The 15,854-nt window shown below is 27.4% G+C and carries 16 protein-coding genes; all 16 read right to left on the reverse strand.

Translation table 11 applies throughout. From position 1 onward, the window contains the following. Nucleotides 1-2: 2 nt before the first annotated feature. Nucleotides 3-1,337, reverse strand: coding sequence for a radical SAM protein (locus tag ACYUDJ_RS13320; protein WP_042384648.1), 1,335 nt, complete (start codon nt 1,335-1,337; stop codon nt 3-5). 378 nt (nt 1,338-1,715) lie between these two features. Next, nucleotides 1,716-2,369 (reverse strand): phosphate signaling complex protein PhoU, encoded by a 654-nt coding sequence (gene phoU / locus ACYUDJ_RS13325; RefSeq protein WP_003484680.1) that lies wholly within the window; start codon nt 2,367-2,369, stop codon nt 1,716-1,718. 29 nt (nt 2,370-2,398) lie between these two features. Beyond that, nucleotides 2,399-3,148 (reverse strand): phosphate ABC transporter ATP-binding protein PstB, encoded by a 750-nt coding sequence (gene pstB / locus ACYUDJ_RS13330; RefSeq protein ID WP_003484679.1) that lies wholly within the window; start codon nt 3,146-3,148, stop codon nt 2,399-2,401. Between the two features lie 12 nt (nt 3,149-3,160). Continuing rightward, nucleotides 3,161-4,045 carry a phosphate ABC transporter permease PstA gene (gene pstA / locus ACYUDJ_RS13335; protein WP_003484677.1) on the reverse strand — a complete coding sequence of 295 codons (885 nt, stop codon included), beginning with the start codon at nt 4,043-4,045 and terminating at the stop codon, nt 3,161-3,163. Then, the gene (gene pstC / locus ACYUDJ_RS13340) at nt 4,045-4,968 is read right to left on the reverse strand and encodes a phosphate ABC transporter permease subunit PstC (protein ID WP_003484675.1); all 924 of its coding nucleotides are present in this window, start codon (nt 4,966-4,968) and stop codon (nt 4,045-4,047) included. The genes pstA and pstC overlap by 1 nt, the downstream gene beginning before the upstream one ends. A gap of 194 nt (nt 4,969-5,162) precedes the next feature. Continuing rightward, entirely contained in the window at nt 5,163-6,035 is an 873-nt protein-coding gene (locus tag ACYUDJ_RS13345; protein WP_003484674.1) for a phosphate ABC transporter substrate-binding protein, read from the reverse strand. Between the two features lie 247 nt (nt 6,036-6,282). Then, on the reverse strand, nt 6,283-7,992 hold the full coding sequence (gene pnpS, locus ACYUDJ_RS13350) for a two-component system histidine kinase PnpS (protein WP_003484673.1): 1,710 nt from the start codon (nt 7,990-7,992) through the stop codon (nt 6,283-6,285). An 11-nt stretch (nt 7,993-8,003) separates the two neighbouring features. Then, complete coding sequence (locus tag ACYUDJ_RS13355) at nt 8,004-8,702, reverse strand: response regulator transcription factor (protein WP_003484672.1); 699 nt, start codon at nt 8,700-8,702, stop codon at nt 8,004-8,006. 10 nt (nt 8,703-8,712) lie between these two features. Beyond that, a complete protein-coding gene (pgeF, locus tag ACYUDJ_RS13360; RefSeq protein ID WP_042384645.1) occupies nt 8,713-9,432 on the reverse strand; it encodes a peptidoglycan editing factor PgeF in 720 nt (239 codons plus the stop codon). A 275-nt stretch (nt 9,433-9,707) separates the two neighbouring features. Next, nucleotides 9,708-10,163: a transcriptional regulator NrdR gene (nrdR, locus tag ACYUDJ_RS13365; RefSeq protein ID WP_003494421.1), complete on the reverse strand. Its 456-nt coding sequence runs from the start codon at nt 10,161-10,163 to the stop codon at nt 9,708-9,710. A gap of 131 nt (nt 10,164-10,294) precedes the next feature. Next, entirely contained in the window at nt 10,295-10,558 is a 264-nt protein-coding gene (locus tag ACYUDJ_RS13370) for a YlmC/YmxH family sporulation protein (RefSeq protein ID WP_003484669.1), read from the reverse strand. 147 nt (nt 10,559-10,705) lie between these two features. Beyond that, on the reverse strand, nt 10,706-11,479 hold the full coding sequence (sigG, locus tag ACYUDJ_RS13375; RefSeq protein WP_003393807.1) for an RNA polymerase sporulation sigma factor SigG: 774 nt from the start codon (nt 11,477-11,479) through the stop codon (nt 10,706-10,708). A gap of 74 nt (nt 11,480-11,553) precedes the next feature. Beyond that, entirely contained in the window at nt 11,554-12,261 is a 708-nt protein-coding gene (sigE, locus tag ACYUDJ_RS13380; protein ID WP_003399432.1) for an RNA polymerase sporulation sigma factor SigE, read from the reverse strand. A gap of 11 nt (nt 12,262-12,272) precedes the next feature. Then, on the reverse strand, nt 12,273-13,070 hold the full coding sequence (spoIIGA, locus tag ACYUDJ_RS13385) for a sigma-E processing peptidase SpoIIGA (RefSeq protein WP_042384639.1): 798 nt from the start codon (nt 13,068-13,070) through the stop codon (nt 12,273-12,275). Between the two features lie 335 nt (nt 13,071-13,405). Next, complete coding sequence (gene ftsZ, locus ACYUDJ_RS13390; RefSeq protein WP_003484662.1) at nt 13,406-14,515, reverse strand: cell division protein FtsZ; 1,110 nt, start codon at nt 14,513-14,515, stop codon at nt 13,406-13,408. 22 nt (nt 14,516-14,537) lie between these two features. Further along, entirely contained in the window at nt 14,538-15,791 is a 1,254-nt protein-coding gene (ftsA, locus tag ACYUDJ_RS13395; protein WP_042384637.1) for a cell division protein FtsA, read from the reverse strand. Nucleotides 15,792-15,854 lie beyond the last annotated feature (63 nt).

Consider the following 15,854-nt stretch of genomic DNA (forward strand, 5'->3'; position numbering starts at 1 on the left):
TTTTATTCCTCCCTGCTATGTTTGTTTATTATATCTATTAAGTCTTCTCCTGTATAATCGCATACTAAAATTTCTCTTTTTAAACTTTTGCTTAATTCTTTTAGTGTTACATCATCTAAGAAAACTTGTTCGGATATATCTGCTAATTCATATCCTTTTCTAAGCATTACATCTGGAATTATAACATACTTTCCTAAATTTTTCTCCTGTGTTTGTTCTATTATATCATTGGCTGTTATAAGTCCAGCTACAGTAATGGTCTTTCCAAAAAAATTATTATCTATTTTTATAACTTCTATATTTATGTCATTATTATAATTGTTTATTATTCTACTAGCCTCTAGTATTTCTTTATAAGCAGATTGTCCTGTTATAAGTGAAAAACTCCCCTTAACTTTGGTTGAAAGTTTTTTTACATTATTTTTTATATTATTCCTAAATATCCTTATAACACCTACGCCATCTTCTAATTGATGAAATCCATCGTAAAATTCTTCTTTAGGAATTTCCCTTTCTGCTATAACATAAAATTCATCAGATAGTCTTACAAATGGCTTTCCTATTTCCTTTATAAATTTATTTTGATATTCTTCTACCATATCTAATTCTTTATTAGCAGTTTCCTTGTTAAAAAGTTCAAACCGATATAAACCTTCTCTAAATTTTGTAACTCCTATAGGAACTACTGCTAAATTCTCTACCTGAGGATAAAGAGCATATAAATCTTCTATGGTTCTTTTTAGTTCTTCTGCATTATTAAGTCCGGGGCATAAAACCACCTGACAATTCATTTTTATACCACCCTCAGCTAATTTCTTCATTCTTTCATATATGTTTCCTGCAAATCTATTATTTAAAAGTTCAACCCTAAGTTCTGGATTTGTGGTATGTACAGATATATTTATAGGACTTATTTTATAATTTATTATTCTTTCTATGTCTTCATCCTTCATATTTGTAAGAGTAAGGAAATTTCCTTGAAGAAAAGATAATCTTGAATCGTCATCTTTAAAATAAAGAGTTTTTCTCATACCCTTTGGTAGTTGATCTATAAAACAAAACAAACAATTATTATGGCATCTTTGAGGTACATCTAGTATGGCTGCCTTAAATTCTATTCCTAAATCCTCATCATAATCCTTTTCTATTTCAAGCTCCCAAAGTTCCCCATTACTTTTTTCTATCTCAACTTCTAAGTATTCATCACAAACTAAAAATTTATAGTCAATAATGTCTTTAACTTCTTTATTATTTATAGACAGTAAAAAATCTCCCTTTTCTATTTCAAGTTCCTCTGCTATACTACCTCTTTCTACTTTTAGTATTTCCTTTTTCATTTTTTCAACTCCAAATTTTATATTTATCATTAAATTATATTACATTAATATAGTAATTTAGTCAATTTACAACTTAAAATTCAATTTTAAAAATAGAAAAGTAATAATTTTAATCAAACTCCAGCTGAACCTAATAATTACTCCATATTCTTGAAATAATTAAATATACCCTACTATTTATAATATTATTTACTATTTTGAACATTATAAACAAATATATAGTATAAAAAAACAAAACACTTCATAAGATTTATGGAAGCTCAACATTTTAAAATACATACTTTCCATTTTATCTTAGAAGCGCTACAAAATATATTTAAATAAATTTTCTTAACTTTTTAATATAATAATTTTATTATATATTATTTTTTTAAAGTTTTATTCATTCATATCTATATGTTCTCCTGTTATTAAATAAATAGTCCATTCACATATATTAGTGGCATGATCCGCTATTCTTTCTAGGTATTTGCACACAAATAGAAATTGTGTGAGTTGATTTATACTTTCTTTTCTTTCTAACATTGTATCTATGGACTCTTTAAAGGCAGTTTTATAGATATAATCTATTTCATCATCTAAAGTACAAGCTTTGTAAGCTCCTTCTTTATTTTCATTTACATAAGAATCCAAAGATTCTTTTATCATATTTTGAACTAGCTCTGCCATTTTAGGTATTTTTATTAAAGGCCTAACGTATTCTTCATCTTTTATTTTTTTTGCTATTTTAGCTATATCCACTGCATGATCTGCCATTCTTTCTAAATCCGTAACAATTTTTAGAGTAGTAAATATTTTTCTTAAATCTGTAGCTAAAGGCTGTTCTTTTGCTATAAGAACTATACATTCATCTTCTATTTTTTTTTCTAAATCATCTACTAAATCATCATTTTTTATCACTTCGTCTGCTAATTTTTCATCTTTTTTTACTAATGCCTGAATACATGTATTTATTTGCTTTTCTACAATACTGCCCATTCTTAATATACTATTATGAAGCTTTAGAAGTTCTTTATCAAATACCTTTCTCAATCTATTCTTCCCCTTTCATTTAACTAACTCTAACCAAATCTACCTGTTATATAATCCTCTGTCCTTTTATCTTTCGGTTTATAAAATAATTCTTCAGTTTTTCCTACTTCTATTATCTCTCCATTTAAGAAAAATGCTGTGTTATCAGATATTCTTCCTGCTTGTTGCATATTATGTGTTACTATTATTACTGTATATTTATTTTTAAGCTCATCCATAAGTTCTTCTATTTTAAGAGTAGATATAGGATCTAGTGCTGAAGTTGGTTCATCCATTAACAATATTTCTGGTTCTACAGCTAGTGTTCTAGCTATACAAAGTCTTTGCTGCTGTCCTCCTGATAGCCCCAATGCATTTTTTTTAAGCCTATCCTTTACCTCTTCCCAAAGGGCTGCTCCTTTTAAACTTTTTTCTACTATTTGATCTAACTTCTCTTTAGTTTTTATTCCATGAATTCTAGGGCCATAAGCTATATTATCATATATAGACATAGGAAAGGGATTAGGATTTTGAAATACCATTCCTATTTTCTTTCTAAGATCTATCACATCATAGTCTTTATATATATCTTTTCCCTCATAATATACGCTACCTTCTATTTTTACAGAATCTATTAAATCATTCATTCTATTTAGAGTTCTTAAAAATGTGGATTTCCCACATCCTGAAGGCCCTATTAAAGCAGTAACTTTATTTTTTTCTATATCTATATTTATATTTTTTAAAGCTTTTACATTACCATAATATAAATTTAGCTCCTCTGTTTTAATAATTGCCATGCCTTTCCCTCCTTAATTATCCCCTGTATACATTTTGTGTATTTTTTTGCCTATTATTCTAGCTAATATATTAAATAATAAAACCATTATAATTAAAACCGCTGAAGCTCCATTAGCTACTCTAGCAGCATCAGGTATCATAGCCTCTGAATTTACTTTCCATATATAAACTGCTAATGTTTCTGCTGGTCTCATTAGATTAAGTGGAAAAGCCTTTGAAGTTATGTTGGCTGTAAAATTTAAACTAGGGGCACTCATTCCTGCTGTATATAAAAGTGCTGCTGCTTCTCCAAATATTCTTCCTGCTGCTAATATTATTCCTGTTAAAATTTGAGGAATAGCTGAAGGAAGCACTACTGTTTTTATTGTTTGAAATCTTGTGGCTCCAAGGCCTAAACTTGCTTCCTTTATTCCTTTAGAAGCCTCCTTTATAGCATTTTCACTTACCCTAGTTAAAGCTGGTAAATTTAATATTGATATAGCTAACGCTCCTGACAAAAGAGTAAAACCCCAATTAGTGATTTTTACAAAAACTAAAAAGCCAAACAATCCAACTACTATAGAAGGAAGGGAAGCCATAGTTTCTATAGAAACTCTAACCACATTTAAAAAGAACCCTTCTTTAGCATACTCCGCAAGATATATTCCAGCTCCTATTCCTATAGGTACTGTAATTATTAACGATACTAAAAGCATATAAAAGGAGTTAAATAATTGAGGCCCTATTCCTCCTCCTGCTTCTCCTATTTTAGGATCTGAAAACAAAAATTCTAAATTTAGTGTACCTACGCCTTTTATTAATATATATCCTAAAAGTACTAATAACAATAAAACTACCAATGCGGAAATAAAATATAATATAGCCGTCCAAATTTTATCTATTAATTTAGAATTCATTAATCTTCCCTCCTTCTAGCTATCATTCTAATGGATATTATGAATAGGAAGGATATTACTAAAAGCAATAGTGCTAAAGCCCAAAGTGCATCGTTCCATACTGTTCCTCCTATGGTATTTGCCATATCCATAGTAATAACACTTGTTAATGTAGAAGCTGGATTTAATAATTTATTAGGGAACTGAATAGAGTTTCCTATTACCATTTGAACAGCCAATGCTTCTCCAAAGGCTCTTGCAAGCCCTAATATAATGCCTGTTAATATTCCATTTTTAGCTGAAGGTACTATAACCTTACTTATAGTTTGCCATCTAGTTGCTCCTAATCCATAGGAAGCTTGTAAATAAGATTTAGGTACTACTTTTATTGCATCTACAGAAATACTAGCTATAGTTGGTAATATCATTATACTTAAAACTATTATTCCTGCTAAAATACTAAAACCCGTTCCTTCGTAGATCCTTTTTATAATTGGCAATAATATACTTATACCTAACCATCCATATACTACTGAAGGAATACCTACAAATAATTCTAAGGCAGGTTTTAAAACTTTTTCTCCTAATTTAGGAGATATATAATTTATAAATATAGCTAAAGCTATACTTATAGGTGCGCTTAATATCACTGCACCAATAGATACAAAAGTAGATCCTGCTATAAAATTTAATGCACCAAATTTAGGGACATCCTTATCTGGGCTCCAATTAGTAGAAAATAAAAACTCTTTTAATGAAACTCCCTTTGAAAACACCGCTACGCCTTTTAAGGCTACAAAAAATATTATAGATAAAGTCAAAAAAACTATTAACACTCCACATATGGTTGATAATCCTCTTCCTATGTATTCATTTCTTAAATTTTTCAATAACTTTCTTTTAGTTATTTCTTTATTGTAAATCTTCCTATTGCTTATATGCATAACTCATCTTCCTCTAATAATTATTATTTTAAATGGGGTTATAACCTATTACCTATTGTTAAACCCCATCTAAATAGTTACCTTCTTCACTTTTAAAGTTTTATATTTTACTCTACATCAAATAACATTTAAGTTTACATAAATTTTTATAAAAATTAAAATACTAAAAGTTAAGCTTTACTAAATTTTAATAATTACTTAATATCACTAGCTGGTATATATTTTAATCTTTCTATTAATGGCTTAGCTTCATCACTAATCATATAGTCTATAAAAGCTTTTGTTAATCCTTCTGGTTTTCCCTTTGTATACATATGTTCATAAGACCAAAAAGGATATTTTTTAGCTATTATGTTTTGCTTTGTTGGCTCTACATTATTTATTTTTATAGCTTTTACTTCATCATTAAGATGTGAAAAAGCTACATAACTTATACTTCCCTTTGTTTGTCCTATGGCTTTTACAACACTTCCACTAGAATCTTGAGTTGTACCTAAGCCTTCTTTTTCATCCTTTCCATCCATTATAGTATCCTTAAAAGTAGATCTTGTACCTGAGGATTTAGATCTATTTATAACATTTATTTTTTCATCTTGACCACCAACCTCTTTCCAGTTAGTAATCTCTCCTGTGAATATTTTTTGTATTTGTTCTTTTGTTAAAGAATCTACCTTTACTTCTTTATTGACTATCATACCAAATCCTATGGCACAAACTTTGTGATCTACTAAAGATGAAACTTCATTTTTATCTTTTAATTTAGATTCTGCTGTTACATCAGAATTTCCTATTTCAACAGAGCCTGAAACTACTTGATTTATTCCAGCTCCACTTCCTCCACCTTGAACATTTATAGTAGCATCTGGATTTTTTTGCATAAATTGTTTGGCTCCTTGTTCAACTAAAGGCTGCAATGCTGAGGAACCTAATGCTGTTATACTACCACTTATAGCTTCTTTTTTGCTTTCTTCCTTATTTTCTTGTTTATTACCACAACCCGCCAATATCCCTAAGGTCATAGTAATTGTTAAAGCTGATATTATTAATTTAAGTCCTTTTCTTTTCATTAATAAAAACCTCCGTTCAAGATTTTTTATTTTATGTTTTCTTAATCATTATGTTTTATATTTTAAATCATCTAAGTTAAGCAATTATTATAGTAAAGTTAATTAAATTTAACATTAGTTTTTGCTTTTTTTCTTGACTTATGCAATTATTTATTTCTAAATAGGCCTAAAATTCTATATATAGAAAAATGAAGAAGTTTTTGTTATAAATATCAAAAACTTCTTCACTCTATATTTTTATTTTAATCTATATTATACTTAAAGGTATTTTCACTATAAATTTAGTACCTTTTTTAGGTTCACTTTTTACTTCTATTTTCCCATTAATCCCCAAAACTATATGTTTTACTATAGCTAAACCTAACCCCGTTCCCCCTTCTGCTCTGGATCGTGCCTTATCTACTCTATAAAACCTTTCAAATATTCTATCTAAATGTTCTTTCGAAATACCTACTCCTGTGTCCTCTACCCAAAATATTATATTATCTTTATCTTGTCTCGTACCTATATTTACCTCACCATTAGGCTCTGTATATTTAATAGCATTATCTATTAAATTTATTATCATTTGATTATATTTATCCTTGTTTCCTATTAATAAAGGTACTTTTCCTCCTACAATATTTATTTTTATATTTTTATCCTCTGCAGATTTTTTTACTAAACAATATACTTTTTCAATTAATTCATTTAAATCTATTTCCTCTTTTATTAACTCTTGTTTTTGTTTCTCTATATTGGATAATACTAATATATCATTTATTAATCTTGTAAGTCTATCCGCTTCATCGTTTATTATTTGTAAAAATTTTTCTCTATTTTTTTTATCCTCTACATACTTTAAAGTTTCTGAAAAACCCTTTATAGATGTTAATGGAGTTTTTAATTCATGGGATACATTTGCTACAAATTGTTCTCTCATATTTTCTAGTTTCTTTATATCTGTTATGTCCTGTACTACTGCCACAGTACCTATATTATCATATTTACTTATTATATCTGTAGTTTTAATCCTAAGGGTTCTTTTTTCTGGCCATAATATATTTATTTCTTTATAGCCAGGTTCTTTATCCTTTAATACTCTTTCTAATTCAAAATCCCTTATATTATCCATAAGATTTTCCCCTATTATATCTCTTTTTATACCAAATAATTTGTTAGCATAGGGATTAATCATGATAACTTTAAATTCTTTATCTATGGCTACAACACCACTATCCATACTTTTAAGTATAGCCTCTAGTCTATTTTGCTTATCTCTAACTTCTACCAAGCTATTTTCCAATATATCTGCCATAGCATTGAAGGTTATTCCAAGTCGCCCTATTTCATCCTCTGAATTTATTATTACTCTTCTATCAAAGTCCCCTCTTGCTATTCTCGCAGTTACAAATTCAAGATTTTTTATAGGTTTTATCATAGCCATTGATATTCTGGATGAAAATAAAAAAGATAGTATAAAAGAAAATAATATTATAGAAATATAGTATTTACTATAATTTTTTTCTAATAATTTTATATCTTTCATATCTATGGCACTTCTTATTATATAATCATTATTAACTTTGCTTGCAAAATAAACACTTTCTACTTTTCTTGTATTACTATATCTTACACTATAAGCCTCTCCATTTTTTTTTGCATTTATTATTTCTTCTCTTTTATTATGATTTTCTAATTCTACTCTATTTTCTTTAGAATCTACTAAAACATTACCTTTATAATCTAATAAAGTTACCCTTATATCATTATCTTTATAATTATTCTTTATAAAATTAACAATATTTTTAGGATCTTCGTTTCCTATTACTTTTAATATAAGAGAATTATTATTCTTTAATCTACTTTTACTGCTTTCTATATACTGATTATTAATAGTTATTAAGAAAAGTGAGGATATTATTGTTAATGTAAATATTAAAATTATAAGTATTGATAACGTTAATTTTTTTTTCATAACTTCACCTTTTAAAATTCACTATTGAATCTATATCCTATTCCTCTTATAGTTTCAATATACTTAGGATTTTTATCGTCATCCTCTATTTTTTTTCTTAAATGCCTTATATGCACATCTACAGTCCTAGTTTCTCCAATATATTCATATCCCCATATTGTATCCAGCAAAAAATCTCTTGTCATAACCTTCCCTTTATTCTTTATTAACACCTCTAAAAGCTCAAACTCTTTTAATGTAAGCTCTATTTTTTTTCCTTCTTTTGTAAGAGAATGTTTTTCAAAGTCTATAACAATATTCCCTAAAACATAGGATTTAGATTCTATATTTATAGTTGTTCTTCTCCTAAGTACCGCTTTTACTCTAGCTACCATTTCTCTAACAGAAAAAGGTTTAGTTATATAATCATCAGCTCCTAATTCTAAGCCCAAAACCTTATCCAATTCTTCCCCTTTAGCTGTAATCATTATTATAGAAGTAGTAGCTATATTATTATCTTTTCTTATTTCCTTACAAACATCATACCCATCCATTCCTGGTAACATTAGATCTAAAAGTACTAAATCCGGTTTCTCTTCCTTAACTATATTCAATGCATCTATCCCATTTAAAGCGCAAATACATTCGTATCCATTATTTTCTAAATTAAATTTTATTAATTCACATATATGTTCTTCATCGTCTACTATAAGTATTTTTTCCATGGCCATAGTCCCCCTCCTATTGTTTATTTAAATATACAAAGGAAAATTGTCTTCCTATATTCCCCTCTTTCCTATAGGAATAAAATTTAGGATCAGAGCTACACATAGTACATAAATTTGCTCTAATTATATTTTCATTTTTAACCCCTATATTTCTTAATTGTATCAATATACATGCTTCCAGATTTAAATTTCTGTTATAACTTATATTACAATCATTATATATTTTGCCTTCTTTAAACTTATTTATTAACTCATAACTAACTTCATAACAACAATCCTTTATATGAGGACCTATTGAGGCTATAATATTTTCTGTTTTTGTATTATAATTCTCTTTCATTTTATTTATGGTGTGTATAACTATCTTTTCATAAGTTCCTCTCCATCCACTGTGAACTGCAGCTACTACCTCATTTTTTTTATCATATAATAATATAGGGACACAATCTGCTGTAAAAACCCCTACAGCTCTATTAAATTTATTAGTTATTATTGCATCTCCCTCTTTATCTTTATCCTTAAAATTTCTAACTATATTACTGTGTATCTGATTTAAATAACATACTTCCTCTAATGAAAACCACCTTTTTATATTATTTAAATTTTTTTTTCCTTCATCTATACTTTTATTAAAATTTAGGTGATTTTCTCCAGTAGAAAATATAAAATTAGCATTTTTAAATTCTAATTTTAGAAATGTATATGCACCCACATTAATTTTTTCAAAATTCATAATACACATCATCCTTCCTATAAATATATTATCATTAATTTTATATTATTTTTAAAATATTTATGACTTTTAACCTATTTAACTTTATTTTAACATAGGGTTCTTAACTTCCCTATAATTAATTCTAGTTATTTTAATATAAAGTTTACAAAATAAAAAACCTAATACTATTACCATAATAGCATTAAGTTTTTATATATTTAAATTAATTTTAAGTTTTTATACTTCATTTTTTAAAGATTTAATAATTTAAGTTTATAAAAATAAAATTATATCTAATTCTTCTCCATTAGATTTTTAATCTCTTCCATAAAAGTATTAATATCTTTGAACTGTCTATATACAGAAGCAAATCTAACATAGGATACTTCATCTATCTTTTTTAAATTCTTCATTATTATTTGTCCTATTTCATCTGTATTTACTTCTGTAAGCATTTCATTGCTTATATGTCTTTCTACTTCATCTGCTATTTGTTCAATTTGCTTTCTTGATACTGGTCTCTTCTGACAAGCTTTCATAAGACCATTTACTATTTTATTTCTATCAAAATATTCCCTACTCATATTTTTTTTTATAACAAGAATAGGTGTAGTTTCTATTTTTTCATAGGTAGTATATCTTCTATTACATTTTAAACATTCTCTTCTTCTTCTTATGGAACTTCCATCCTCTGTAGATCTTGAATCTACCACTTTGCTTTCTCCATATGCACAGTAGGGACACTTCAATTTAATCCACATCCTTTTCTTTAGATTACTAAAATTTAGCTATATATATTAATTATACACTTTTTCTCCATTTTTTCTACTATATACTTAAATTTTCAATGGTTAAAAGTATAAAATCCTTTTTAAACAAGCTAATTATCTTCTACAAGATAGCTATCTCCATTTACTAGTATAACATCCGTACCTATTTTATATATTTTGTCCCAACTTATTTCTAAATCTTCTTTTTTATTGAAAAATCCTACTTTCTCAGTAGGTAGAACTATAGATAATATTTTATAAGAATCACAGTCTATAATCAAATCCTTTATGTATCCCATTTTACTACCGGTATTTAAGTCTATTACCTCCATATTTTTTAAACTTTCTATGGAATATAATTCTACTTGTTCCATGGTATACCCCCCTTAAACAATTTTTATATTATAATATATGTTTCCTTATTGTATTCTATGAAAAAGATAAAAAAATAAAAAGCTACTGATAAAAAATATTTATCAGTAGCTTAAAGTGTTCTCTAATAATCTAAGAACATTTTCTGATTAAACATACTTTCTCATATGTTTTAAAGCAGTTTTTTCTAACCTAGATACCTGTGCCTGAGATATGCCTATTTCATCGGCTACTTCCATTTGAGTTCTTCCATCAAAAAACCTTAAATTAAGTATTAGCTTTTCTCTGTCATTTAATTTTTTCATAGCTTCTTTTATAGATATGTTTTCTATCCAGTTCTCATCTACATTTTTAGTGTCACTTATTTGATCCATAACAAATATGGCATCACCGCCATCATGATATATAGGTTCAAATAAAGATACTGGATCCTGTATAGCATCTAAAGCAAACACTACCTCTTCTCTTGGTAATTCTAATTCTTTAGCTATTTGAGACACTGTTGGTTCTTTATTATTATTTTTTATTAATTTGTCTCTAGCCTGTAGAGCTTTATAGGCTATATCTCTTAAAGATCTACTAACTCTTATGGAATTATTATCTCTTAGGTATCTTCTTATTTCTCCTATTATCATAGGAACAGCATAAGTAGAGAATTTTACATTTTGACTTAAATCAAAATTATCTATAGCTTTTATAAGGCCTATACATCCAACTTGAAAAAGATCATCCACATTTTCCCCTCGATTGTTAAATCTTTTTATTACACTTAGTACTAACCTTAAATTCCCTTGTATAAATTCTTCTCTACATTCTGTTTCACCGTTCCTAATCCTTACCAGTAATTTTTTCATCTCTTTATCTTTTAATACTGGCAATTTTGATGTATTTACTCCACAAATTTCAACTTTATTAATAACCATAAAGTCATCAGTCCCTTCAGAATGATTGCATTTAAATTGTTTCCAAAGGAACCTAATTTTATACTAAGGACAAACTAAACCATTTTATTTATTTCTTTTTTTAAAGTCTTAATTATTCTTTTTTCTAACCTTGATATGTAGGATTGAGATATACCCAGCATATCTGCTACTTCCTTTTGAGTTTTTTCTCTTTTCCCATTAAGACCAAATCTTAATCTTACTATTTCCTTTTCTCTTTCGTTTAATTTTTTCATAGCTAATAGCAATAATTGTTTGTCTACTTCATCTTCTATTAAATTATAAACCTCATCATTATCTGTACCTAATATATCTGAAAGTAACAGCTCATTTCCATCCCAATCAATATTTAAAGGCTCATAAAAAGATATTTCTGCCTTTACTTTACTATTTCTTCTTAAATACATTAATATCTCATTTTCTATACATCTTGAGGCATAGGTTGCCAATTTAATTTTTTTATCTGGCTTAAAAGTATTTACTGCCTTAATTAATCCTATAGTACCTACAGATACTAAATCTTCTATACATATACCCGTGTTTTCAAATTTTCTAGCTATATAAACTACTAATCTTAAATTTCTTTCTATTAAAACAGATCGAACTTTTTCATCTCCATTTATTAACCTTTGTACAAAATATTCTTCTTCTTCTTTTGAAAGTGGCGGTGGAAGTGCATCATTCCCACCTATGTAATAAACGCTTTTAAAAAATAATTTAAATTTTATTAATATTCTGTTTAATAATACCTTTAAATTTATCATAAAAGTCCCTCCTATATAATTCCTCGAGATAAAAGTGCTCTATAGTCTTTTATACCACTAAGTTTACCTTCTGAAAGTGCTATTATAACTTCTTTTTTTTCTTTTTTGTCTCCTACATGCACATCTATATAATTGGGTTTAAACCCTTTAAGATTACCAAAATTACCATTTACAACCCTATAAGGTATATAAAATTTATCATAAGTGTCTAAATTCACATTACTAAAAACATCTTTTTCTACCACCAATACGGGGAGATTTGTAGCAGGTTCTCTAAGCTCATTACCCGTATCTAAAAAAGCTTTAACCCTTCTATGATCCTTTTGAAGAATTATATCTACATCATATATAAAACTACTTATATCTTTTCTGTCTTTTATATACCATATTAATTTACTCCCAATAATATATATAATCATCATAGAAATCATAAGCTTTTTATAAGAAAAATTTTCTATAAATAAAGAGGTTCCAGAATTCATTTTATTGCATTCTAAGAAAACACATATACCTGCAATAATCATCGAATAAACTACATAAACTACTGTAGCCTTTATATTAAATATTAAATCTCTTTTCCTAAAGGCTATCAAAATTAGTATAAAAGCTATTAAGATTTTAAATATAAGCTTATTAAATAATGCAAGAGAAGGTATAATAAGTACTAATATATATAAGCTTCCTAAAAATGAAGATATTATTAAATATAAAATTTTATTATTAACCTTTAAAGTTTGAGAAGTTAGAAACAGTATAAACAGGTTTACAATAAAATTTTCTAATATCATAATATCTAAATAAACCACCAATAGTTATCTCCCCCCTTAGATTGCTACCATTTATTTACTATTATACAATTAAACATTTTAAAAATTTGTCAATTCATATAAAAATGTTATGTTTTTATTGTATAAAATATGTCAATATAATTTATAATTTAATATATTATTTTTTTATTTACAAAAATAATATATTAAAAAGTATATTTAAATAGTTTGTTAATATATTTATGTTTAGGAAAGAATTTTTTGCTGAAGCTATTTGTGAGTTTAGTTTAGGTGTTTATTATAAAAATATTAGCTTTGATAGTCATCATATAAATTTACATATAAAAAAAGTAGGGAATAATATTCCCTACTTATAATTACTTTCTTTGTCTTCTCAAGAAGGCTGGTATCTCTAAATCATTTTCATCTATATGCTGTTCATATGTAGATGCTTGCTCTTCTCTGTCCTCTCTTTTACTATCTTCCTTTGGTATATTGTTTTCTTCCTTTTCAATACTATCATTTTCTAATCTATCACTTTCAAAACCTGTAGCAATTACAGTTATTCTTAACTCATCTTTCAAGTTTTCATCTATAACTGCTCCAAATATAATATTAGCATCTGGATCTGCAGCTTCTTGTACAATTTCTGCTGCTTCATTTATTTCTAATAATCCTAAATCATTTCCTCCAGTTATATTAAGAAGTACTCCTGTAGCTCCAACAATAGATGTTTCTAATAAAGGACTTGATATAGCTTGTTTAGCTGCTTCCTGTGATCTATTGTCTCCTGTTCCTTTACCTACACCCATATGAGCTAATCCTTTATCTACCATTATAGTTCTAACATCTGCAAAATCTAAATTAACAAGTCCTGGTATAGTAATCAAATCTGATATACCTTGTACACCTTGTCTTAAAACATCATCTGCTAGTTTAAAAGAATCCATTAAACTTGTCTTTTTATCTACTATACTTAATAATCTTTCATTTGGAATTGTAACTAAAGTGTCTACTCTCTCCTTTAAAGTATTTATCCCCATTTCTGCATGAAGTAATCTTTTTCTTCCTTCAAATGGGAAAGGTTTAGTTACTACACCTACAGTAAGTATTCCCATAGATTTAGCTATTTCTGCAATTACTGGAGCTGCACCAGTACCAGTTCCTCCGCCCATACCTGCTGTTATAAACACCATATCGGCTCCCTTTATTGATTGAGAAATTTCTTCCTTACTTTCTTCTGCAGCTTTTTTACCTATTTCTGGATTAGCACCTGCTCCTAATCCCTTTGTTAACTTATCACCTATTTGTATTTTTTGGGACGCCTGTGAAAGCATTAAAGCTTGTTTATCTGTATTTATAGCTATAAATTCTACATTTTTTAATCCGTCTATTATCATTCTATTTACAGCATTGTTTCCTCCGCCACCACATCCAATAACCTTTATTTGAGCAAATTGCTGTACATCAACATCGAAATCTAGCACAATAAAACCTCCTTATCTGTAATTAAAAAAATTCTGTTAAAAATTCCTTTATTTTTAATAACACACCTTTTCCTTCGTTTTCAACTTTATAATGTGATGTATCTTCTTTAGTAATAGCAGCCTCTTTATTTTTCAAATTAGCATTTTGAATTTTCATTGGAGTAATTAAATTTTTAACTACCCCTACTGAAGATACATATATAGGATTTGCAGCCCCAACATACTCTGGACTTCCAATTCTGAAGCTTTTATTAAATATGTACTTACCAAATTCTTCTATACCTTTTATTAATGAAAGACCTCCTCCTACTATAACTATATTTGATATATCTTGAAATTGTCCACTTTCTTTTAACTTTTTTTGTATTAAAATTAATAATTCTTCCACTCTAGCTTCTACAACTTTTGTTAAAGTTTCTGGATTAATTGTTATATCATTATTATAACCTATATTTACTTTTATTTGACCCTCTAAGTCTAAATTATTTTTCCCTATTACTCCATATTTTATTTTTAATTTTTCAGCTTCAGAAAAAGGTATCTTTAAGCATATGGATATATCATTTGTTATACTATTTCCACCTATAGATATATTATCGGTTTTAGTTAAAATGCCATCTTTATATATAGAAATATCCATGGAATCTGCTCCTACATTTACTAGAGCTGATCCCTGATTCATCTCTTCTTCTTTTAATGCTGCTTTAGCATCTGCCATAGGTGCAAAAACTACCCCTAATATATTATAACCTGCCTTTTGAACTGTTTTTAATAAATTATTCACTATAGTAGTTTCAGCTAATACTAAATAAGCATCTAATTCCATTCTATTACCACTCATACCTATAGGATCTTTTATATTACTATATCCATCTACAATATATTCTTTAGGAATTATATCAACTATTTCTTTATCGTTAGGAACATTAATTATTTGAGTAGCTCTTTTAACTCTATTTACATCTTTTTTTGTTATTTCATTATCATCAGAGGATATAGCTACCATACCTTGACTAGATATTAATGTACCTATCCTCCCCGGTAGGGAAATATAAAAGTTCTTTATATTTGTATCTACTATACTTTCTAATCTAGTTATACAGTTTGTAATAGATTCTGCTGTACTATCTATATCAATTATTATCCCATTTTTCATTCCATGACATTCAGCAGAAGTAACTCCTATGATTTTTGCTTGTCCATATTTATCACGCTTTCCTGCTGCTGCACAAACTTTTGAGGACCCTATATCCACTCCTATTACGTAATCCTCCATGTAGTTTTCACCCCTTTTTAATGTAACCATTAAAATATATATTCAACAAAAAACTCCTATTTC

It is taken from the genome of Clostridium sp. CTA-6 (assembly GCF_054768115.1).